Genomic DNA, 22,797 nt, shown 5'->3' with positions numbered 1-22,797 from the left:
TACATGACATACATTTAATGATTTTGCGACTGTCTTCATCGGAGTTAGTTAGTTTTTTGGCAAATACCCTAAATTTTTTAAGTTAGAGATTAGTGAGAAATCGTTTCCCACCAATATTTTAATAGTGCCAGACTCCAGCGACGATACCAAACTCCTAAATGGATATCTTTAGCTGAATTCATCCCTGTAAAACATTCATGCCATTCATCATCAATCCACTTTGGAAAAGGAAAGGAAAACCCTCTTTTTTGTTTGTTTGTTACCCAAGTTGGTAATTCTGGAACAGCTTCAACTAATAATCTTTTTTGTGGCATTAACCGCAAGTTACTAGGTATAGAAGCAATTGTTTCTAGCAACACTCTGTCTACAATTGGTACTCGTAGTTCTAAACCCCATGACATACTCATCACATCACTATCTCTTAATAGCTGATTACGCATATAGCCACTAATTTCTAGTAAGCTCACTTCATCCTCAAGGGAAGGTAAAGATATGTCTTGATATTGACTGTGACGTAGAGGTAAATCTTGTTCTGGCAGGTATTGATGTGCTATTTTACAGGCTTCTAGATGAGAAAATATACCCCGAAAACTACGGTAAGCAGATGTTGTGTTAGGAACATCTTGCAAGAAGTCTCCTATGCGTCTGATTTGCGATGATTGACCCCAAAACTCTAAGCCTCTACCAATGCCAATATTCAAAGGATAAAGTGCTTTAATTTTCCTGCCCAAGCGAACCATTTTGGGAATCTTTTGGAATGAACCATAACCCCCAAATAATTCATCTCCTCCTAAACCCGAAAGGACAACTTTTGTACCATCTTCACGAGCTAATTTGGATACACAAAATGTATTGAAACCATCTACACTTGGTTGGTCAATTGTTTCTAAGAACTTGGGAAACAAAGATTGACCTAAAGAAGATGTAATGGTATATGCTGTATGCTCAGTATTAAATGTCTGAGCAATTTTTGAGGCGATTTCTCCTTCGTTCCATTCTGATTCTTCAAAGCCAATGGAGTAAGTTTTGAGTACACCAGTTTGGGTTTGACGTGCTAAGGCGACCACTGTTGTAGAATCTATCCCACCACTCAGAAATACGCCTACTGGTACATCACTGACAAAGTGGTGTTGAATAGAATCAATTAGTGCAGTTCGCACTTTTTCACGAGCTTGTTCTAAGGTGATTTTTTCAGGAGTAAAATCAAATTGCCAATATTGTTTTTGCGTCAATTGACCAGACTCCCAATGCAGATAGTAACCTGCATTTAAGCAGTGAACTCCTGCAATCAGCGTATTTGGTTCTGGAACTGAACCGCTAATCAGATAACCATATAATCCCTCCATGCTTAAATGAATTGCAGGTAAGCGAGAGGAGAGAATTGCTCTGAACTCAGAAGCAAATATTAATGTAGAACCAGATTGCCAATAATAAAGGGGTTTAATTCCTAGAGGATCACGAGCTAAAAAACAAGTTTTTTCAAAATCATCCCAAATGGCAAAGGCAAACATCCCTCGAAGATGCTGAACACAATTCTTCCCAAATCTTTGGTAGAGTTTTAAAATAACTTCTGTATCTGTTTGGGAATTAAAATTTTCGCCTTGAGCAATTAGCTCCTGTCGCAGTTGTTTAAAGTTATAAATTTCACCGTTGAAAGTAATCCAATATCTTTTATCAGTAGTAGACATTGGTTGATGTCCAGCACTACTAAGGTCAAGAATTGATAGACGAGTATGAGCTAGTGCAGCTTGCCGTTCTGGAGCAATAAAAATACCTGCATCATCTGGCCCCCGATGTTGCAAAGCAAGCTGCATTCGCTGAATCGTCGATTCTAATTGTTCTTGATATTGATTAACTGTAAGAATGCCAGCAATGCCACACATATAGTAATTTTTGGATTAAAAATTAGAATGACAATATAATTTATTATTTAATAAATCATGATGAAAAATTAGCTATCTTTGACAGCAGAGGTAATTTTTGAAACAACTGATGAAGAGTCAATTGAAACTTTTCAAATCCAAAGGTATCAATGACTAAACTTCTGAGAGAGTCTGGTTGATAAATCAAACTATTGGGATGTTTTTTCATCAGGATTTCTGTAAGCGTTTGTGCGATCGCCTCTACATCATCAGGATTAACCAGCGCCCCTAATTTACCATGACACAGAGCATCTATCGCACCATCTTGATTACCTCCTAAAACAGCTTTACCACAAGCTAATGCTTCCAAATACACAATGCCAAAGCCTTCACCCTTGCTTGGCATAGCGAAAACATCGCAGAGATTATAATAATCACACAGCTGTTCATCAGGCACAAATCCAGCTAAGGTGACACAATCTTGTAATTTTAGCTGGGCTATGAGTTGCTCAATTCTGGGTCTATCAGTACCTTGACCGACAATCACATAATGAACATTAGGAATTGACTGCCGAATTTGAGGGAGTGCTTGTAAAACTTGGTCGTAACCTTTGTATTGTTCACCAGCCGATAATCTGGCTACAGTTAATATGACTGACTGTGTTGGTTGGAGATGATGTTTTGCTAATAAATAGTCAGGTTTAAGCGCAGGTTGAAAACGATGAGCATCAAAGGTGTTGGGTAGAATAGTAACTTTTTGGGGAGCGAGGTTTTGTTCTTTCAGCAGGCGATCGCGTGTGTAACTGCTGACAGCTAAAATTAAATCAGCCTCCATTAAAGCTGTCTGCAAATACTTATTTTTAATATTCCACGCTTCTATTCCATGAGCAACTACCCAGTAAGGAATACCCACTAGCCGCTTCAGTATTAAGGAAGCCACAGCAAAATTTAAGTGAGTTGCCAAAACTAAATCGGGTTTTTTTATCAGACCATTGCCAACAAGTTGGGCTGCAAATAATGGTGTACGGAATTTCGCAGGTAAACTACCAGCAAAATGAAATCGAGTTTGAGGTAAGTAGGTAATGCTAGATGAAGTCTCAAGATCATGTTTGATCATAACTTCATAGCGACTGTCAGGAAAAAGGTTTTGTAAAGCTTGAAATAAAAAAGCAGAGTATATCTGGATACCACCGTTAAAACTAAACAACTGAGGCAACCAAAGATGTATATTCATTGATTTATCAGAGTTTGACATATTCGAGTGCTTCCATTAATCCCTGAGTTGCCTGAGCGTAAGTGTAATTTCCTACAATTTTTCGGCTATTTTCTCCCCATTTTTGTAAACGTTCCCGATTTGATAACGCTGCTTGCAGGCTATGAGTTAATGCAGATATATCACCAGCCCGAAAAATTAAACCATTATGTTCATTATGAACCAAGTCTTGGGAACAACCAACATGATCACTAACAATGACAGGACGACCTAAACACATTGCTTCATTAATAGCCAGTCCCCAAGTTTCTCCAGTACCGTAACTTGGTAAAACAAATACATCAGCAGCCCCGTAAGTACGAGGCATTAATGTTTGATTTTGAAAAGGAGCCAAGTAAATATTTGAATGTCCTGCTACTGTATTTTTTATTTCTGCTTCTAAAGGGCCAGCACCGACAAATAATAAAGATGTCTGAGGAATATTGGCTGATAAGAAAGCTGTGAGCAAATCCAAAGGACGTTTTTTATCTTCTAGTTTACCTGCAAACAGAATTACTGCATGGTCTGCGGGAATACCTAATTCTTGTTTCCAGGTTTGTGCTTGGTGATCAACTATATCAGCTTGAGCCAAAAAACGCTCATTATCTACTGTATGGGGAGAAAAAAACAACTGCTTCTCAGCAACACGATGATAACGGAAGTAGTCATAGTTGGCTTTACCGACATACAGACAAGCCGCAAATCGACGGTAAATTTGTGTAATAAATTCTCGCTTAACTAAAGCCTTTACACCTTTAGATGCTAGTAATCGATGGGAATCACCTCGAAATAACAATGGAATTTGACGTTGATTCCAACCCCACAATAAACGATAGATACTAGCATAGTTATAAATCATTAGCAGTACAGCTTCGGGATGGAAGCTTTGAATTTGTGAAATTAAAGAGGGATTTTGTAAACCCCAAAAATTATGCGTACCCGGTTGAGAACTGATATTTGGTGCAAATTCGTAATCATATCCGCTTAGTAAAGGGATATCCCATTGAATTTCCTGCTTAAAACCAAAATCAACTTGCTTGGTAACCCCAAAATCCCACAAATAAAAAACTTTTATAGCTAAACCTGCTGTGTTGCTGAGATATTTAAACCAAGGAGAATAATATTGAATTGGATGAGAAACAACGATCGCCAGTTTTTTCATGTTCTAGCTGCACTTGTCTGTTATGAGTGATAAGCTGGAAATTTCGGTATCTTTTGATTCTGCATCAAGACTACCACAATCCCCGCCAGTACCATACCGGATTGAAATAAAGCAGAAACGTAGACTCCAGCACTAAACTCTGTTTGAAACGAAAATGCCAGCAATAGAACAGAAAATAGTGACTGTGCTGAAAGAATTGGTGCATTCATAGACCAACGAGTAACTCTACCGTAAAAGTTTCCTAAAATTGCCCCAAGTCCAGCACTGCCTAGAAGGCCAAAATTTGCATAAGATTCAGCCAGTAATCCCCAACCAATAGTTGTGCCTAAAGTATCTTCACGTTTTTGTAATCCATAATGAATACTCAAAATATAAGTGCCTTCATGACTACGAATTTTATTGGCATTTAAGAAACGGGGAATTAATAGCTGTGGTATTACTGCATAGCTCTCTCCATACAAATAAGGAATTGGTTCAGGGCTTTTCTTCTGGGTCAAAAGTAGCATCTGAATTACACTGGAACGTTCTATAAAAGATGATTTTTCTTCTGAGTCGGATGATTTGTACACATCATCTTTTGCCCTCATCTTTTCTAGGCTGTAAGCAATCCATTCGTTATACCAATCGGCATATTGCCAAGGCTGAACCAGGGTTGGCTCATCTTTAAACCAATATTTGTGACGCATTTCGTCTTTGCCTTGGTGTAGAACAGATAGGCAAATAGTCACAATTAAAATAGCTACAATTGGTACTTTTTTACGCCCAATAATAAAGGCAGATGTAGATACCATAAATGTAGATGCTGCGCCTACAACTAGCAAACCAACTGCATCTGTCACCATATAGGCAATCAGCAAAATCATATATAATCGTGACTGATTATTTGGTAAAGTACGATTACCTAGCTGATAGGTTAATACAAAACTAGCTAGTACAGTTAGCCCTAAAACAGTACCCCTAATAACAGCAAATATACCTCCATCTAGTAATAGCCACCCTCCGTTTTTAGACAAATTGAATAAAACGGCTAGTGCCATAATTAATAAAAAAAATAAGTTTCCTTTTTTCCCATTTAAAGCCCGATAATGTTTAGGCAAAGGTGGAGGAGATTTTACCGATTTCAGCCAAAATGAAGTACCTATAATTAAAAATCCGGCAGTTGTTATACCAGCAAATAAATGACTTTCTGGAGAATAAGTTATAACTAAAGGATGATTAGCTACTAGAGGTAAACCATGAGTCCAAGTATAAGTAAGAGCAAATAATGGAAAAAGTGGCATTCCAAAGGCTCGACCAGAACACCACAGATAACTAGGCCATAGTGCTGCTACAGTGATGATTATGGCTGCCAACTTTGACAGTATAGAATCAGTTTCTGCTTGTAATTCAAATATCAGTAACCCTATAGCAATCAACCAAAATACTTTGAGTAACTGTCGCCGTTGATATTTTTCAACGGCTGGTAGTAGAGCTAAAGAATGATAATTGCTAGAGTATGATTCATTCATGGTGATTTGCTTTAAGTGGCAAGACACTGATCAAAAATTTGGCATTGCTTCCTAGTCATTTCTTTTGCTGTATAGGGTTTAAAGGTTGACCAGTTAGTTTCTGGTATATATGTGTTCGGTAAGTCAAGCAATTTCTGAACCGCATTAGTCATCTCGACTAATAAATTTTCCGGTTGGCTGTCCGAGTTAAAAGTGACAGACTCGCCAGCTTGGCATTTTTGGAGAATTTCTACCACAGAACTCTGATAATGGAAAACTGCCAATATGGGTTTGCGGGCTAGAATGCAAGGGTAGAGTTTAGATGCAGTGTAAGTAGAGTCATTGGAACCAATCAGCAAGATAGCATTACTATCTGTGAGAATTTTTAGAGCTTCAAAGTAAGGAATACGTTCAGGATGTTCAGTTACTAAGTCGGCAACTCCCAATTCTTGGGCAATTGGTTCTACAGTTTTAACGGCTAGTCCTTTAGGTGCATAACTGGTACCAATAAAGTGTAGTCTAATTGACTGCCATGCTTGCGGATTTTGACGGCGATCGCACTGTATACTCAAAAATAAGGCTCGCAATGCCAATGCCATATCATCACCCCCTCGACCTACATAAACCCAGTGGCGTTTGCCATCATGAGGATTAAATATTTTCTGCTGTACCTCAAGCCCCGGAAGCGATGCAAAATCTGACTCTGGCGCACCAAAGGGTAGAACTGTAAATTGTTCTGAGCGCAATTGGGGGTATCGCTGTTGGAGGATTTGCGGATAAGCAGGTGAGACACTAATCACATGGCTGACGGATTTTAAAGCAATAGGTTCCAGTAATTTCGCTTGCAGTTGCGAAAACTCATACTTAAAACGGCCACCAGGGGGTCTTGCTGTATTGGATTTTTGATAGTAGTCACTTAGCCAGGGATCTTGAAAGTCTAGGACGTAAGGAATACCAAAACGCCGATACCAAATTGCTCCCAGCACCATTGATGTAAATATAGTGGTAGAAAAATATACCAAATCAAACTTCTGCTGCTGTAGAAGGCGATTACCTGCTTGAAGTAGTTGAGGAAAACTCCGCAGGCCTAAACTACCTAAACCAAATTTTCGAGTTTGTTGAATGGATAATGCCCCTGTATGTGTGACTGGGATATGTTGGGGAACGGTTTTTTCCAACAGTGGATCTTTAACTCCTTCAACAGCATCTGGTTGCACTGTGAGAATATGAGGTTGCCAGCCAAATTCTTCTAAATAAGGCAAAGACATTCTTACCCTTTGATGATCAGGGGCATTGATCGGGGGAAAGTGTGGACTGACAATTAAGATTCGATTAACCAAGGTTAAAGACTCTCAAGATGATTTTCTGAAAATTTTTGTGTTGGCAAAAATAGCCCGTTTGTATGTTCAGGAAGTTGTTTCGCTAAATAGGGTTTTCCTTGTTGATTTAAAAAGTAACAGTAGTACCCAAAATTTGCTAAGTAATCTCGCACTCGTTGTCCATTATCACCAGCTAATTCTGCATAAATAGCTTTGATACGCTGCTGGTGAAGTAAAGTTTCTGCCCCTTGTAAAGCAGGAATTTCGTAACCTTCTACATCCAGTTTCCATAGATGCACATTTGGGATGTTGCGTGCTGCCAATTCATCTGCTAAACGTACAATTTCAATCTCTTCACCTTCTGTCTCAGATATTTGATTCCAAGCCCCATGCCCAAGATGATCTCCAATATTTTGCAGCCGTAATTTGGCAGGGTAAGCACCAAGACCATATCTCAGAAGTTCTACAGGTAGGTTTTTATGAGCAGCAAGACATTCTGCCAACCAATTTGCAGCTTCATTACCGGGTTCAAAGGCCAAGACTTTACCATTCGGTATCCACTGAGATAAATACATCAGCATTTGACCGATATTAGCCCCAGAATCTACAATAATTCCATCTTTCGGTAGAAATTTAGTAGCCCAGTTAATGAAAGATTCTCCCTCATATTTGCCGTAAACAATCCAGCGATGAGTTGGATTAGTCAGGTCAAGCTTCCAAGTAATTCCTGCTCCAGTGTTTACCCAACATACACCATGAGACGATATAGTTTTGCCAAATATTCGCTCACATATTCCGAGTTTATGTTGAAAATCAAAGGGTTGTATCCAAGTTAATGGTAAAGGTAGAGCAACAGATTTCATGGTTTGTATATTGAGGTTAATTTTCAGCTAAAACTAGGGTATTAGAAAATATTAAACTATGATAAAGATGTTCGTATTTACTCACAACTACATCAGCAGAAAAGCACTGTTCAACACGCTGACGGCAACGCTCACGATTAATTTTAGATATATTGGCGATCGCACTAACAGCTTCCTCCAGATTATTCACTAGATAACCATCTATACCCTGACGTACAATTTCTGGTAAAGCTCCGCGAGGACAGGAAATTACAGGTGTACCACAGGCTAAAGCTTCGGCAAAGACAATGCCAAAGGGTTCATCCCATTGAATAGGGACAATCATGGCTGCTGCTTGTCCAAGTAATTCATTTTTCTGCTCATCGTTGACTGAGCCAATATATTCAATTCCATCTTTGCCTAAATAGGGAGCAATTTCTTGTTCCCAGTAATTTTTTCCTTCCTCGGAATTGACTTGATTACCAGCTATAATCAAGGGTTTTTTTGCTTGACGAGCTGCGGCGATCGCTTGATGCGCTCCTTTGATACTTTCAACTCGACTGAGAAAAACTAAGGGAGCATCTGATTTTACAGTAGGTTGGAAAGTATATTTATCTAGTTCTACGCAGTTATGAATTGTGTGCCAAACTCCGCCAGCATGCTGTCCAATACCACAAATATAATCACTACAACCAGTAAATGTTAGGGAACCTCTAGCTAATTTTGTCCCCCAACTTGTAGTGCGTAAGCTGGGGTTACGTTGATAAGACATGATTTTGGGTAAGCTAGAGTTCAGCAGAGGTAACAAATAAAAGATGCGAGAAAAACTATGCAAGATATCTGGTTGAAATTTCTGCACAGCAGACCACAGGACTTTTGTATTTTTTAAAGCATCTAATTTGTTTTGAGATTGTTTTCCCCACCAAGGAAAGAATTGACTAGCTTTAGAAGTAGATTCAGGATGAGCAACTAGCCCGATAGTGTGACCTCGATTTACCAGTTCAGTTACTAGCAAATCAACAATACGTTCAATGCCACCATAAAGTTTTGGTGGGACTGGTAGTTCTGGATCGGCAGTTAATAAAATACGCATTTCTATAATTTAGATTTCTCTGAAAAGATTGCAGTTTTATTTTTAAAATCAGAAGGAATTATTTTTTATTAATTTATATTAAACAGATATTTTAGTCTTTACAGGATTCATTGATTGGGAAGCTATATACAGAATTTGCTCAATTTGAAACTCAAAATTTAACTTTTCTTGCGTTGCTTGCAATGCAGATAATTTTGCCTTGACTAACTTCTCTGGGGTACTTAATAAATCTTCTAATGCTTGGGCAAGTGCTTTAGGAGATTCACTAGGAATTAATTGTCCAATGTGAGGAAATTCAGTAAAAATCTCTTGTTGACCCATAGTATCACTAGCAACAACTGCTAAACCTGCTTGTAGGTATTGAAAAAGTTTATTTGTGACTGTAAGATTCCGGCTAGTAATATGATTACACTCCAACGCTAAACCAATATCGTGTTCAGCAATACGTGATAGTAACTCACTGTTGGGAACAGTAGGATGAATGAATAAGCGATCGCGCCACTCATCAGGTATTAATGGTTCTAACCATTGGCGGGAACTTTCTGGATAATTACCCCTTAAATGAATTTCTAAAGGAATTGTGATTTGTGGTAAGGCTTGGAATAAAGTTTCTAAACCTCTTCCTGTCCCAATGGTTTGGGAAAACCAATGTACAGAAGGTAACTTCAGGTTTTTTCGGTCACGTTTTTGGTGATCGATTTGTGATCGCTCTTTCCAGGGAAAAACGTTATAAATTACTGTGGGTTTGGGTGCGTTGTAAGCTTTAGCTAAAGCCTCTGCTAAGGCGTGGGATGTTGTCAAGCAATAGCTACATTCTTTAACTAGCAGACTTTCTAGACGTTTTAGCTGTGTAATAGGACGGCTGATCTGAGCTTCTGGTAACAAGTCTTCAGAAAACCAGTCTTCAAAATCTACACCAACCCTAAAACCTCTATCTAGAAGCTGATTTCCTACCCACAGTCCAGCTTCCGAGTGAACTATTGTTAAATCTGCACGGGTTTTCAGAGCAAATTTGAGCATAGCTTCTGCTCCGTAGCCTAGCAATTCCGGCGAAAATATCCCGAAACGTTGAAATTTTTCTCTAGCTAAACGTCCTTGGAGACGAATCAGCAAGTTCTTGAATTTTTTGCTGGGTCGAAAGTCAATCATGGGTACAAATCGCCATTTTTTGTTTACCATGATTAGGCGATCGCGCTCTACCAAGTCTGGGTCAAACCAACAACCACCGACTATCACATCATGACCTGCATTTGTTAAGGCTTCTGCTTCTTTTTGTGGGCGAGGTGCTGTACAAAGATGAGCGCCAATTAAGATTAAAAATTTTGCCACAAATTAACCTACATTCACTGAAAATGGCTTAAGCTTAATCACTGTAGACTTGCTTTTTCATCTCTTGCACCCGAATCGCTGTTTGCCTGTCCAGAAAATTCCACACATCAGGATAGGAATTGGTTGCTTGCAAATTTTCCAGGGCAATTTTGGGGCGTTTGAGGCAAGAAGCAATGAAAAAAATCCAATCTTTCAATCTGGCATACTTTAAAAGTTGGCGACAGTCTGGACAGATTAAAGCAGCAAAAAATAAACTACTTGTAGACTTAGCTGTTGTTGAACCTGCTTCCAGCCAAATTTGGCGGATTGTTTCTACCTCCACTGGCACATGTTTAAAAAAACTCGCAGTCATCAGAATTTGTATTCTTGACCAAACACTACGGTTTTTTGATCGAGATGTTGATTGAGTTATGGCAAAATTCGCACAAACCTGTGGCACAAATAAAATAGGAAAATGGAAAGCTCTTTCCCTCACTAACTCAACAGATGCAAATGGTGTATCGTCTGGGATAACGAAGTTACTAGCAAACTGTGAACGCAATATCATGGCTCCGTTAGAATGAATCGCTCCCATAATTTGTTGTTGCTGTCCCCAATCAAATAGCTGTACACCATCAGTTTGACAACTGTTCCAAATATTTTTGCCTATGTCAGTCCAAGAACCATCCGATTCTTCTTGCCATAACCGCATATTTGCCCAAGCTACCTGAACATTTGGGAACTGCTCCATCGCATTAATCATCGTTGCCAAAAAATGTGGTTCCCACCAATTATCATCCTCCAGTAAGCTAATAAATACTTCTGATTTTGGTTGATAAACAAGGTTAAAGGTACGAGTTGGCCCCAAATTTTCAACGTGATCTACAATAACAATTCTGGGATCAGCAATCTTTTCTACTAGTTCTCTAGGAAATGGATCGCTAGGGTCATCATTATGTAGTTCACATATCCAATCTGTAAATGTCTGATTTAATAAACTATTTAAAGCACGAGGTAAAAGATGATTACGCCGATAGGTTAATAAATAAACGCGACATAGTGCCATAAAACTGTTTATAAATCATTTAGTAAAAATTAATTTTTTCAACAATGCTGGATTATAACGGTATTTATCAGCCCATACTTGAATAAATTTCGCTCTTTTCCAACCTACGAAAGAAGAAATACTTTTAAAAATCCTTCCTCCAGAAGGTTGAATGTCTGAACCTCCAAATTCTTTAACTTTTCCCTCCGCCCTTCCTCTTAAGTCTAGTACGTCAGGATAAACTTCATAAATGAAGCGTTGAAACACCGTTGCACAAGCGTGACGTGTACGTGGGCTGTCTTCTTGAGCTAACAAGTTATTTGTGCCAAGTTCCAAAGCTAAAAAACCTGATTCCCAAGCTTGACGAGATTTTGAACCACTTAGGCTAGTAGTGTTACCGGATCTGTAGTAGGTTTTAGCACCCTGACAAAACTTAACTCCTTTGCTACTTAATAATATGCGGCTGAAGTAGTCAAAATCATTAATCAATGATAAACGTTCCTCCCAATTTCCTGCCCGTTCAGCAATTGGGCGGGGAATTAGCCAAGCTGCTCCGTGCATCATCAGATGATTTTCCCAAGCACAAACTAACCAGTCAACTGGTGACATATCTGCCCACAGAGGTTGGGGAATAAACAAAGCTTCATCAAGAGATTTATAAAATCTCGCCCATTCTCCTGAGGCGACAAATTCAGAACTGCTATCACCCAAAAGCTGAATTTGTCGCTCAATTTTGTCAGGTGCTAACAAGTCATCTGCATCTAAATACTCAATAAAATCTCCTTGAGCTTCTTGGAAGGCACGATTTTCAGATGCACTTTGTCCCCTATTTTCTTGACTGATGACTTTAACTTTAGAAGAGGCAAAACTTTTGGCTACTGCCAGAGTATTATCTGTTGAACCATCATCTACAATAATGATTTCTGTGTTTTGCCATGTCTGTGCCAAAGCAGATTCTAGGGTTTCTGCCAGCCATGCTTCTACATTAAAAGCAGGTATGAGGATTGAGACTAGAGGTTGTTTACTCATAATTAATCATGAATAAATTAAATTTTATTTAATCAGTTCACATAGAAGATATAATGTGCTTCCAGCCATAGCGGAAATACCATGATTTAGATTCTGATACATAGTGATGTAGCACCACTTTGGGCTGAATGACTTCTGCTTGATTTGGCAGAACAACGTAATCCGTGGCTGGAGCAACAGTACAAGGTTGACTAGACATTAACATTGCTATCAACGCCTGTTCTTGATAATAGTGAGTCCCCTGTTGCTCAATCATCGTTTTACACCAATACTCTAACTTTTCCCAGTCGATATTCTCACTTTTTAATCCGCAAATTCCGACATTCAATCGCTCTGGAATTTCTGCTTGGGCTAGAGAAGACATCAAAGACTGAGAATAACCATAGGATGTCTCTACATCTACCATGTGGCATGGTTGCTGAGGCGATTTGAGCCATTCTATTAATAAATCTGGCGGATGGAAAAACAACATATCAGAGTCAAGTACCAGTTTCCACCCTTGAGAGCCAATATGAATATCTGTTAATTTCTTCAGGTTAGGATAATTGAGACGACGTTCTCTAAGATAGGGGAATTTACTTTGTGGTAAATATTGCTCTAGGCGTTCTTCAACTTCCGAAAGCAGAATAATTTCAGCGTGAGGAAAAATTCGCTTAATTTTTTTTTGATATTGCTGATCTAAAGAACTATCATCATAAATAATTGGACGCAATATTAGATTTGTATGTTGTTGCATTGAGTAGGCACAAAAGCAGGTTTGATACCAAAATTTGCGCCCACTTAAAAAGTAAATATCTAAAGATAGTGCTGATGTTTGAACTGCAACTGTAGGTAATTTATCAGCAGCAGCTTCCATTTGAAGACGTGACAAATAATCAATGGCTATATTGATACTTCCCTGACGGGAAATTTTTTCTAAAAAGCTCTTGGGAGCATAATATAATTTGTATGCGATCGCACCCAGTCCCCATTGTTTAGCTAACTGGCGGATATACTGCCTATAAATAATATGAAAATTAAATATCATTTAATTATTTAAATATTCTCTATACTAGAAAGTTTATTGCTTAATTCTTGTCTGCTAATTGTCTGAATTTTTGCATAATCAGGTCTTTGTAAATACCGCAAAATGAATGCTGCATTACGCACACCTAAGAGTTTGGCTAGGATTTGAAAATTTTTACCACCTAAGTTTTGTAAATCTCCTTTTGGGGATTCTTTCCAAATACCCCACATTTTTTTTTCAAAATCTAAATTAAAATTTTTGGGTAGTTTGCGCCAAGAGATTAAGGCACATTCACCTACTAATCTACGTGCTTCTAACGTAGAATCATTAACTGGACAGTTTTTGGCAAATGCTAACATTAATGCTAAAGAAGAAACACCTAAATTTTCCCAATGATTTGTATATCTTTCACCTTCATGCTCTCCATAAACACAGTAATAACCATCAATTTTAGTTATTTTAGCAGGGTAAGCTGCTAGATTATAATAAAGCCAAACATCCCCAACTGAATCATAAATACGATTGGCAGATACTAAAGGCTTTGTCAAATATTTATCTAAATAACTCTTTTTATAGATTGGGTTACTTGGTAATGGTTGTACTTGCAAATAAAACCTAGCTGACTCTTGAACTGTTGATAAAACACGCTTTGGTTTAAATACTAAATCAGTATAGTGTCCTTGAAGTCTGGTCACAGCTTCGTCAGTATAACAAACATCTGACTGAGTTTCCTCTAGTTGCTTAATTTGAACTACTAATTTATCTGGATGGAGCAAATCATCTGAATCAAGAAATAAAACATATTTACCTTTTGCTTCTCGAAAACCATGGTTTCTAGCAACGATTGAACCTTGATTACTTTGACGAATAAAATGAATCGGCAAGCTAAGAAAATTCTGCAAACAATCTGATAAAGGTATTTGTGAGCCATCATCGACAACGATGATTTCCACAGTGCAATCTTGAATTGCACGCTGAACACTTTCCAGGGTGTATTTGAGCATTTCTATACGATTATAAGCAGGTATGATAATGGATAAATCAGGTGCTGGTAGCATAGCTTAAATCTTTAATATCCTTGTCTATAAATTAACATTATGTTTTACGCTTTTACCGCATTTGCTCCAAACATAAAGTAATAAGTATCAGGTAAGTAACTGCATTTCTACTATGGGGAAAAATTAGTAATAGTAAGTTTTTTTCAGAAGTAACTAGATTTTAACGAGATAAAATATTACCAATTTTCACTTTTTTAAATATTTGGAGAATCTGAATTGTATTCATAAGTATTGACATCTGCTCATTTCAACATTGCTAAACCTTCAAATAGCCCACAAGCACCTTGCCACTCCACATAATGAGCAGGACTTTTCCAAGGTTGACAGCTAACGAAAGCCTTAGCTTTCCTCAAATTGACAGTCCAACTAGCAATTTTTTTCCAAGGGCGAATATTGTGAGCATTTAATACTTGCACCCAGGAACGGTAAGAAGAATAATTGAGTCGAGCCAGATAATGTTTTGTTAAGCGATTAATAGAAATTAGATGGGTAAGTTGTAGTTGAGGAAAATAACCAACTCCCCAACCAGCATCAAGCAAAGTTAGATTAATGTCACAATCACCGCCAGATTGTAAACTCTTGCCAGTCCGGTCTAAACCTAATCTCAGACTATCGTTTAAGATACTGTTGACATAAAATTGTGCGGCTTGGTGTTGCAAAGCCATTCCTGCACCAATGGGTGCAAATTCAGGGTGTTGTTTCTCGCTATTGGGGTCTTTGTCGTAAGCATAAATTTGCATCTCATCCCCTAAATCTCGCAATGCCAGACAACCCCAAAATTGTTTTACCCAAGGTTCGGGATCTGCTTCAAATTCTGGCAGAGATTTTCCACCTATTACCCCTAAATGGGGATAGGTGTGCAAAATGTTGATAGTGTCTTGAAGATAATTAGGACAGAGGACATTATCATCATCAACAAAAATTATATATTTTCCTTGGCTGGCTTGAATACCAGCAATTCTTGCTCTGGTTAATCCTAGACGTTCTTCACGAATAATGTGAGTATGGGGATGCCAAGAGAGGTCTAAATTGGCAAACAAATCTGGATTACTAGAAGCATTATCAATAATTAGTAACTGCCAATCACTATAAGATAAAGACTGCGATCGCAATCCATCTAAAGTTCTTTGCAGTCGAGTTAAATTAGGATTATGAGTGGGAATAACAACTGAAATTAGAGGATTCATATACGTGTTTTGATAACTTTTGCTGGAACACCTATAGCAATGGAATAAGTAGGTAAATCTTTAGTCACAACAGAACCAGCGCCAACAACACAACCATCGCCAATTGTGACTCCGCCTAAAACAGTAACTCCCGCACCTAACCAAACATCTTTACCTATAGTTGTTGGTAGTAAAATATCAGGTTGTGAACGAATTTGTTCGGACTGAGCAGGAATTGTATGATTAGAGGAAAGAATGCGGCAGTGCATAGCAATTAATGAATCTTGTCCAATAGTTACGCCCCCATGACCGTAAATCACGGTATAAGGCCCAATAAAAACATTATCCTTAATTGTGATACTTCCTCCCCATGCTTCTAGAATTACTCCTTGTTCTAATTTGACATTTGGTAATAAACAAATTTTTCCAGGAGAATCTCTAGCAACACCTAAAGCTACTTTAACTTGCTTATCTATCCAACAAGAAGAGTGTAATTCCACGCCCAATAACTGCAATTTCCATCTTCGCCAGAAAATTGCTAACTTTTCTTGGCGATGTAATAAACCCTTAAGCACGATTTTTTAGCTAATTCTTCCTGTAAGTGGTGCAAGTAAATTGCGAATTTTACTTCCTATCCCTAAACGAAATCGTAAATCAGCAGTGACTTTAGATAGATAATTAGGTTTGCCCAGAAGTTGCATATTTTTCCAAGGTGTAGTTGCTAAGTACTTGAAATATTCATCTTTAAAAGGATGTTGACAACCATAGTACCAAGGTTTGGCAGTTCCTCCACCGACAAAGTGGACTATGGCTGGATCAACTTGGGCTGTTAAATAATCAAACTTTTCATATTTAGCCCGATAATGTGATCTATTTATCCCTTCTTGATCATAAATAAAAGGTTGAGAATTCCAGGTTAAATCTATCGGCAACCAGGAATTATGAAGAAGGATATTTAAAGTATCTTGATCGTGCCATTGTAATCGATCAGGTTGTTGACGAATTAGATCACAACTCCTCTCGAAAACATTGAGTCTGCGCCAAGCTTCTAGATTAATCAGCATTAATCCGGCGTTAAAGTACAGAGAATCTTGGGGTAGTCCAATTGTTGGTGGATAATCATCCATACCAGATGCGATCGCAGCTGCATGACTAAAATTCTCAATATTAATATTTAACAAAGGAGTAATCGGTTTACGAATTACTATGTCCGAGTCAATAAACAACACGCGATTAACCGTGGGCGGCAATACTTTCGGTATACACAACCTAAAGTAAGTAGCTATGGAAATATGGTGAGTTACTGGCGCGTTCGTAAAAGAGTCCTTACTTATAGTGATAAACTCAAAATTTTTTTTATTTTCTTCCAAAAAAAGCTTTAACTTTTCCATCTCTCTAGAAGAAATGCTATCAGTAATGATATAAATATTAAAATCCTGATGCGGATTATTGCTAAATAATGAAGATAACATCACAGCACAATGCTGTGCATATTTCTCATCTATCGTACAAACAATACTAATACTCATATTGATGATTATGAAATTATGAATTATCTAATTGGACATTTTAATAGTATAATTTATGATGCAATCGAACTCTACTTTATCTTAAAGAGAGCATAGCCTTTACGGAGAACAAGATTTTGTGACACTGTAATATAATTCATATCAGCAATTAATTGTTGGTATTTATTATAATTAAACCTCTGATTTACATTATTAATTAATAAATAATTAGCTCCATAAACCTCATTAATATCAAAATCAAGCTGCAAGTCATCAATATCAATTAATACTAAGTCAAAGGATACTTTTGCTTGATTTTCTTTCTCCGATTTTACGCAATCTTTCACGGAAAACTTTTGATCACCATTGAGGTTTAAAGTATAGAAAACTACCGTTTTAGTATGCCTATACCGTTTTTGTAATTTCTGGAAGTTTTTTGTGGCAGTATTAAGACAAACCACATTTATCTTGTCTAACTTAGAATGCAGATGTGCTAGTAATGCTTCCGTTGCTAATTGACCATTACCTGCTCCAATAACTAAGACTGTTTGGATATTTTCTTGACTAATATTGTGAATCTCTTGCCATACTTCATCATGTCTCATACTAGAAAGATTGTAAGGTAAGAAGTATCCTACTCGATCTTCCCAATTATTTAAGGGTTTGATGATAAATTTTTCAATTTCTCTATTTAATTTAGATTTTACTCTTTGATATAGAAGATTTTCCTTATGAGAAAAACTTGATTTTTTCGTTCTTGTCAAGATTTTGATATTCAAATTTAAATTCTGCTTTAACCATGATATGTGTAGGTCATCCTTTACAGATTTTTGTGGTGCTAAGAAAGGCACTTGTAAATTTAGACTATGAGTTAATATCTGTACTAAATGCGACTGTTCACAAGCTTGTAACATCTTACAAAGTTGAGCCAACCAGTCATCTAAGCTGCGCTCAGGTAATTGATGTACACTCAAACGATGTTTTTCCGTAGAAATATTTAATGGGTTTACTTTACTACCAGGATTCTCAACCAGCTTGACTACCCAACGAATGCGGTCTAACTCAGGATGAATCAGCGATGTAAATTCATTAGCACGCGCAACCGCCTGATTGAGTTCCCCTTGACACAGTAAAGTAATAATCAAATATGCCCATTCTACTGGATCAGGATCTAAGGCTTTATACTCTTCTAAAGTATATTGAATTGGTTGAGTAATCCAATGATATGCTGTCTTAGCATCTCCTTGATAAAGGTGACATATTGCTAATCGCAGTTTTGGTTCAGGCATCCAATATATGTGATTGACACATTTTAGATATGCACTTTCTGCTACTGCATATTCACCAGCCCATAATTTCTCATCTCCTTGGCGAAGGATTTCCAGAATTAATCCATTACCAATGATGTGAGAACTTTGTATCCCTGATGATTTTTCAACAATCGAAAGTGAACCAAAAGGGCTTGTTTGAATAATTTTTTGATGAGATTGGCGATGTTTTTGGAGATTAAACCATTGATATATTTGATCCCGTTGTTTGAATGTATGGTGAGTGTGAACAAGCTGGTAGCCTGCATCAATGATTTCAGATAGTTTATCTAAATTATGAAATAGATAATCTAGCTTATCTAATACGTTATCTTCATCTGCAAACACGCAATTTTGCATATCAACAAAGCCAGCAGACTCCAAAACAGGAGTTTTTTCAGTAATTAAACAGGATTTAGAACCTGGTATTTCTAAATGTTTACGAATTATTTCTTTTTCTATGGAACCACAGGTTGGCACAAACCAAGCAGAATTAATTGTGCGCGCATATTGCTCACCTTCTAACATCTTGAAGGCAGCACGCTGATGATATCCTAGATGTGGGCAAATTAAGGAGGGATAATTTTGGGAAATTAGCTTATGAAGTCTCTGCCGCCAAGGATAAAGTGGATTAATTCCACCAGTAAACATAACCGGAATAGTCTTGTCTTGCCCATAATCATGATAGATTTGCGGATCAATAAAGTTAGGCCAAATAAAAGTATTTTCAGCAATTTCCGGCGTATGTTCAGGGGTTGTTGTAGCAATAGAAAAGAAGGCTTCTATTCCCCAGCGTTCCATATCAGAGATAAAGCCAGCACGAGCTTCGCACCAAGAGTCTCCATTATGAAAACCTAGTTTGGGTATTTCTGGATAAATATGAGTATTAGTAATCTCTAATCTGTAACATCGTCGATAGTTTACACCACTTTCAAACAGGGTTATATCTGGATGGTACTGGTCACAAATTTGTTGATAATCACAATTTTCACTAATTACAGTTATTTCAAAAAACTCAGATAAACACTGGACATGTTGTTGTTTGTGCAATATCAAAAAATCTGGTAAATTCTCATCATTTTTATACCTAAAAAATACCAATTTCGGCTTAGAATTGTTCTGCATCATGTCCTTATTAATAAAGGAAATTTAAAATTTATATAATCTAACCATATAGTAGCCAAGGTAAAGATAGGAAAGAACCTGTCTTTCCTATCTTTGAATCAGAAAATCGATAGCGCAGTGATGTTACTAGCGATTTTGAGATGGTTTATGGAACGATGATGTTTGCATCTGGTCTCTGGGGTCTGGCTGCCATATCTGCAAGAATGTTGACAGTCATTTGCTTAACGCGACTATCAGCCCGTGCTGGTGTAACATCTTCACTATCTAGCCCCCATGCCCATTGAATCGTCCCAGAAGCAAAGACTTTTGCACCACTAGCTGCGGTATAGCGAGCTGAGTGAGACTTGGTGTTATCTTGATTCGCTGGTAGACCCGGTTCTCCAGGTGGCTCATCAAAGTTGGGTAATAAAGCTGCAGGTGAAACTGGTGATTCAGATAAAATCACTAGTCCTGGAGGGGTAGAACCATTATTCACCACAAAATCCCATTCATAGCCTACTAATAAAGATAGCTGTTGCCCATTTTGTAGTCCTGTGTTTGCATAGTATGGATCGTTACTGTTGGTAACAACAAAATTACTACCACCGTAAAGATTGGGTGTGTCACTACCATACATAACTCCTAATAAGGCATTTTCTGGTTGCTGGTTCTGGAAACTCCGAAATTTATTAGTAGCGGCTGATATTCCTTGTTGCTGGGCAACCGAATCTAATGCCCAATCCTGCTTGTAACAAGCCATAACTCGATTTGGCCTAATTTGTCCAGCCGCAGGGGTAGAATTTTCAAATCTGACTCGCCAATAGCAGGTGTTAGCAGAAAAGAATCCCAAATTAATTCCTGCATCACGAGCCGCTTTGACATGATCAAACATCTCTTTTGACCAGTACTCATCATGACCGACAGACAGGTATACTTTATGATTTAGTAATCTTTCTCCGTTAGAGTGTACCTGCATATTGTCTGTGTAAGTGATATCGTAGGCTTGTGATTCCAACCAACGCACCATATTGTATTCCCATCGCAACGGTGTGTCAGCTTCGTAGGAATCCTCATAACTGGCTTGGGAGTAAGGTCGGTCATAGGAAACTTTGTAGGCCCTTTGACCATCCTTGCTGTTAAAACCGTATAAGCTATAACCTCCCATTGCACTGTATGCCAATACTGTGGAAACGGCACTTTGGAAGATAATATCCGCTTCCCTGCTATCATCACGCACTACAAACCATACATGAGCTTGTTTGCCAGTGCTTTGGTCGGTGAGTTTGGCGACGTAAAGACCGCTTACCCAGTTGTTACCTACCTGTAGGACATAGGAAGTAGTCCAGTTACACTCAATCAGACGAGTATTGGGGTCTAGAGTACAGGCGGGTTGCGGCGAGCCGTTCAGTGAGATTGGGCCAGCCATTTGCCTGCCTCCCGCGCCGCCATAATAGCCCAAACGGTAAATATCTATGGTAAATGGCCCCTCTTGTGCCAGAGAGACTTTGATATCTAAGCTTTGACCTTTGTTGACGCTGGTTGTCGACGCATAACCAGCAATCTCACCACTGGCACGGTTAGTCATCTTCCAGCTATTAGTTCCAGCATTGAGGTTTTCTGAATAAATAGCGTTGGGAGTGCTGGGAGCGGCTGCGGCTAAAAAAGTTTCACTACCAATACCAGGAGCGATCGCTGTAACTACTACTCCTCCTAAACCCGCAGGAACTGCTCCCAATGTCAAGGTTGTACTGGCTTCACCGCTGGCATTGGTAACTGCACTAGTTGGGGAAATTGACCCCCCGCCCATTGTGACACTGAAGTTGACTGTCACTCCAGCTTGGGGAGTATTTTGAGCATTGACAACTTTCACAACTAGAGGATTGGGTAAAGCATTACCTGTGGTACCAGTTTGATTATCTCCACTCACTTTTAATAAGTTACTACCCACAACAAAGCCAATATCTCGATAATAGTTACTATTGTTGTAGGAATTTTGTGGGAAAGAATGAGCAGTGACATTGTACACTCCATTGTTTCCGTCTGCCACAGAGCGAACATTACCATTGATTATGGAAGCAGCTAGTTCACTATAAGTGGCAACGTAGTGGCTATTAACGTTCACAGAAACTACGTAGGTTGTGTTGGCTTGAATATTAACTGGCGTATCTAGTAACTGCTCTTGCCAGCCAGAAGCTGTCTCGTTCGTAAAGATGACGCTGGCTAACAGTGTTCCTGTCGCTGTCCAAAGCTTACCAATATGAGTCCCTGTTTCACTAGGAGCTTTCCAGAAGCGTAGGAGGGTAATCTGCCCTCTTGCTGTAGTTTGGAATTTCATGCCTAATTCATAGGAAGTACCATCAGTATTATTCCCAATGCTAGGAACCTGGTTAGTCAAGACTACTTTTGTGTTGCCTAATGGATTGGCATCGGCAGAAAAGTCTACACTACCTATACCAGTAGCTGTAGCGGTAACGATGTTAGGCACAGGTCTTACAGTACCAGAATTAGCTCCCAGGGTTAAGGTGGTACTAAACCTACCACTGGTATCAGTAACTCCACTAGCAGGGGAGACTGAGCCTCCACCACTGATAACAGTAAATGTCACAGGGGCATTAGGTTTGATATTACCTGCGGCATCTCTGACTTCAACAATCAAGGGATTGGGTAAGGTGCTGCCAGCTAAACCACTCTGATTATCGCCGCTAATTTTGGTGATTGTTGGTTGTGGCACATAAACAAAGTCGACATCACGGTAGTAGTTAGTATTGCGATAGGAATTGCTGGGAAAGGCACCAGGTGTACCATTAAATACCCCATTGTTGTCATCGGCGATGGAGGAGAGGTCGCCATTCACGATGGGAGTAGCTAGTTCATCATAGGTGGCGACGTAGTGGCTATTGATGTTAACGGAAACTACGTAGGTGGTATTGTCTTGAATAAGAACTGGTGGATCTAATGTTTGCTCCTGCCAACCAAAATCTGTTTCATTCGTAAAGGTGACACTGGCTAAAAGTGTTCCTGTGGCTGTCCACAGTTTGCCAATATGAGTACCTGTTTCACTAGGGGCTTTCCAAAAGCGGATTTTGGTAATGTTACCAGTTCTGGCACTACGGAATTTCATACCTAATTCGTAGGTATTTCCTGGCTCCGTGAAATTAGGAATACTGGGAACTTGAGTGGAAAAGATAGTATTCATAAGTAAGATAGATAGAATTTCGATAAATTTGAGTTATTAAAATTAAGCAAGCG

At 38.5% G+C, this 22,797-nt stretch carries 17 protein-coding genes; all 17 read right to left on the bottom strand.

Going from position 1 to position 22,797, the window contains the following annotated elements; all coding sequences use genetic code 11:
- Positions 1-89 precede the first annotated feature (89 nt).
- Positions 90-1,883, bottom strand: coding sequence for an asparagine synthase (glutamine-hydrolyzing) (gene asnB, locus NCWK1_RS00700; protein WP_096582290.1), 1,794 nt, complete (start codon positions 1,881-1,883; stop codon positions 90-92).
- 55 nt (positions 1,884-1,938) lie between these two features.
- Positions 1,939-3,117 (bottom strand): glycosyltransferase, encoded by a 1,179-nt coding sequence (locus NCWK1_RS00695; RefSeq protein WP_245894797.1) that lies wholly within the window; start codon positions 3,115-3,117, stop codon positions 1,939-1,941.
- On the bottom strand, positions 3,104-4,276 hold the full coding sequence (locus tag NCWK1_RS00690) for a glycosyltransferase family 4 protein (RefSeq protein WP_096582292.1): 1,173 nt from the start codon (positions 4,274-4,276) through the stop codon (positions 3,104-3,106). Before NCWK1_RS00690 ends, NCWK1_RS00695 begins: the two co-directional genes overlap by 14 nt.
- 20 nt (positions 4,277-4,296) lie before the next feature.
- On the bottom strand, positions 4,297-5,784 hold the full coding sequence (gene wzy / locus NCWK1_RS00685; RefSeq protein ID WP_103123366.1) for an O-antigen polysaccharide polymerase Wzy: 1,488 nt from the start codon (positions 5,782-5,784) through the stop codon (positions 4,297-4,299).
- An 11-nt stretch (positions 5,785-5,795) separates the two neighbouring features.
- Complete coding sequence (locus NCWK1_RS00680; protein ID WP_096582296.1) at positions 5,796-7,031, bottom strand: glycosyltransferase; 1,236 nt, start codon at positions 7,029-7,031, stop codon at positions 5,796-5,798.
- A 74-nt stretch (positions 7,032-7,105) separates the two neighbouring features.
- Positions 7,106-7,945, bottom strand: a complete 840-nt coding sequence (locus tag NCWK1_RS00675) for an FkbM family methyltransferase (RefSeq protein WP_103123365.1) — start codon at positions 7,943-7,945, stop codon at positions 7,106-7,108.
- A gap of 16 nt (positions 7,946-7,961) precedes the next feature.
- Complete coding sequence (locus NCWK1_RS00670; RefSeq protein WP_103123364.1) at positions 7,962-9,017, bottom strand: glycosyltransferase; 1,056 nt, start codon at positions 9,015-9,017, stop codon at positions 7,962-7,964.
- Between the two features lie 78 nt (positions 9,018-9,095).
- The gene (locus NCWK1_RS00665; protein ID WP_103123363.1) at positions 9,096-10,346 is read right to left on the bottom strand and encodes a glycosyltransferase family protein; all 1,251 of its coding nucleotides are present in this window, start codon (positions 10,344-10,346) and stop codon (positions 9,096-9,098) included.
- Between the two features lie 34 nt (positions 10,347-10,380).
- Positions 10,381-11,391: a glycosyltransferase family 2 protein gene (locus tag NCWK1_RS00660; protein ID WP_096582304.1), complete on the bottom strand. Its 1,011-nt coding sequence runs from the start codon at positions 11,389-11,391 to the stop codon at positions 10,381-10,383.
- Between the two features lie 15 nt (positions 11,392-11,406).
- Entirely contained in the window at positions 11,407-12,399 is a 993-nt protein-coding gene (locus tag NCWK1_RS00655; RefSeq protein ID WP_096582306.1) for a glycosyltransferase family 2 protein, read from the bottom strand.
- A gap of 37 nt (positions 12,400-12,436) precedes the next feature.
- Positions 12,437-13,426 (bottom strand): glycosyl transferase, encoded by a 990-nt coding sequence (locus NCWK1_RS00650; RefSeq protein ID WP_103123362.1) that lies wholly within the window; start codon positions 13,424-13,426, stop codon positions 12,437-12,439.
- A gap of 8 nt (positions 13,427-13,434) precedes the next feature.
- Complete coding sequence (locus NCWK1_RS00645; RefSeq protein ID WP_096582310.1) at positions 13,435-14,463, bottom strand: glycosyltransferase family 2 protein; 1,029 nt, start codon at positions 14,461-14,463, stop codon at positions 13,435-13,437.
- 242 nt (positions 14,464-14,705) lie between these two features.
- Positions 14,706-15,650: a glycosyltransferase gene (locus tag NCWK1_RS00640; RefSeq protein ID WP_103123361.1), complete on the bottom strand. Its 945-nt coding sequence runs from the start codon at positions 15,648-15,650 to the stop codon at positions 14,706-14,708.
- Entirely contained in the window at positions 15,647-16,204 is a 558-nt protein-coding gene (locus NCWK1_RS30345) for an acyltransferase (protein ID WP_096582314.1), read from the bottom strand. The genes NCWK1_RS00640 and NCWK1_RS30345 overlap by 4 nt, the downstream gene beginning before the upstream one ends.
- Positions 16,205-16,210: 6 nt before the next feature.
- Complete coding sequence (locus NCWK1_RS00630) at positions 16,211-17,158, bottom strand: glycosyltransferase family 8 protein (protein ID WP_103123360.1); 948 nt, start codon at positions 17,156-17,158, stop codon at positions 16,211-16,213.
- A gap of 71 nt (positions 17,159-17,229) precedes the next feature.
- The gene (locus NCWK1_RS00625; protein ID WP_245894796.1) at positions 17,230-19,572 is read right to left on the bottom strand and encodes a glycosyltransferase family protein; all 2,343 of its coding nucleotides are present in this window, start codon (positions 19,570-19,572) and stop codon (positions 17,230-17,232) included.
- Positions 19,573-19,714: 142 nt separating this feature from the next.
- Positions 19,715-22,744: a N,N-dimethylformamidase beta subunit family domain-containing protein gene (locus NCWK1_RS00620; RefSeq protein ID WP_096582318.1), complete on the bottom strand. Its 3,030-nt coding sequence runs from the start codon at positions 22,742-22,744 to the stop codon at positions 19,715-19,717.
- Positions 22,745-22,797 lie beyond the last annotated feature (53 nt).

Source organism: Nostoc cycadae WK-1 (assembly GCF_002897135.1).
Lineage (GTDB): Bacteria > Cyanobacteriota > Cyanobacteriia > Cyanobacteriales > Nostocaceae > Nostoc_B.
Note: the sequence above shows the minus strand (reverse complement) of the source record. Positions and strands in the feature narration are given on the sequence as shown.

Bases quoted from the DNA above. Each gene is read 5' to 3' on its own strand.
- NCWK1_RS00680 (WP_096582296.1), bottom strand. From the start codon at position 7,031: ATGTCTTTGCCTTATTTAGAAGAATTTGGCTGGCAACCTCATATTCTC.
- NCWK1_RS00625 (WP_245894796.1), bottom strand. From the start codon at position 19,572: ATGATGCAGAACAATTCTAAGCCGAAATTGGTATTTTTTAGGTATAAA.
- NCWK1_RS00695 (WP_245894797.1), bottom strand. From the start codon at position 3,117: ATGTCAAACTCTGATAAATCAATGAATATACATCTTTGGTTGCCTCAG.
- NCWK1_RS00670 (WP_103123364.1), bottom strand. From the start codon at position 9,017: ATGCGTATTTTATTAACTGCCGATCCAGAACTACCAGTCCCACCAAAA.
- NCWK1_RS00655 (WP_096582306.1), bottom strand. From the start codon at position 12,399: ATGAGTAAACAACCTCTAGTCTCAATCCTCATACCTGCTTTTAATGTA.
- NCWK1_RS00690 (WP_096582292.1), bottom strand. From the start codon at position 4,276: ATGAAAAAACTGGCGATCGTTGTTTCTCATCCAATTCAATATTATTCT.
- NCWK1_RS00645 (WP_096582310.1), bottom strand. From the start codon at position 14,463: ATGCTACCAGCACCTGATTTATCCATTATCATACCTGCTTATAATCGT.
- NCWK1_RS00630 (WP_103123360.1), bottom strand. From the start codon at position 17,158: ATGAGTATTAGTATTGTTTGTACGATAGATGAGAAATATGCACAGCAT.
- NCWK1_RS00640 (WP_103123361.1), bottom strand. From the start codon at position 15,650: ATGAATCCTCTAATTTCAGTTGTTATTCCCACTCATAATCCTAATTTA.
- NCWK1_RS00675 (WP_103123365.1), bottom strand. From the start codon at position 7,945: ATGAAATCTGTTGCTCTACCTTTACCATTAACTTGGATACAACCCTTT.
- NCWK1_RS00620 (WP_096582318.1), bottom strand. From the start codon at position 22,744: ATGAATACTATCTTTTCCACTCAAGTTCCCAGTATTCCTAATTTCACG.
- NCWK1_RS00660 (WP_096582304.1), bottom strand. From the start codon at position 11,391: ATGGCACTATGTCGCGTTTATTTATTAACCTATCGGCGTAATCATCTT.
- wzy (WP_103123366.1), bottom strand. From the start codon at position 5,784: ATGAATGAATCATACTCTAGCAATTATCATTCTTTAGCTCTACTACCA.
- asnB (WP_096582290.1), bottom strand. From the start codon at position 1,883: ATGTGTGGCATTGCTGGCATTCTTACAGTTAATCAATATCAAGAACAA.
- NCWK1_RS00650 (WP_103123362.1), bottom strand. From the start codon at position 13,426: ATGATATTTAATTTTCATATTATTTATAGGCAGTATATCCGCCAGTTA.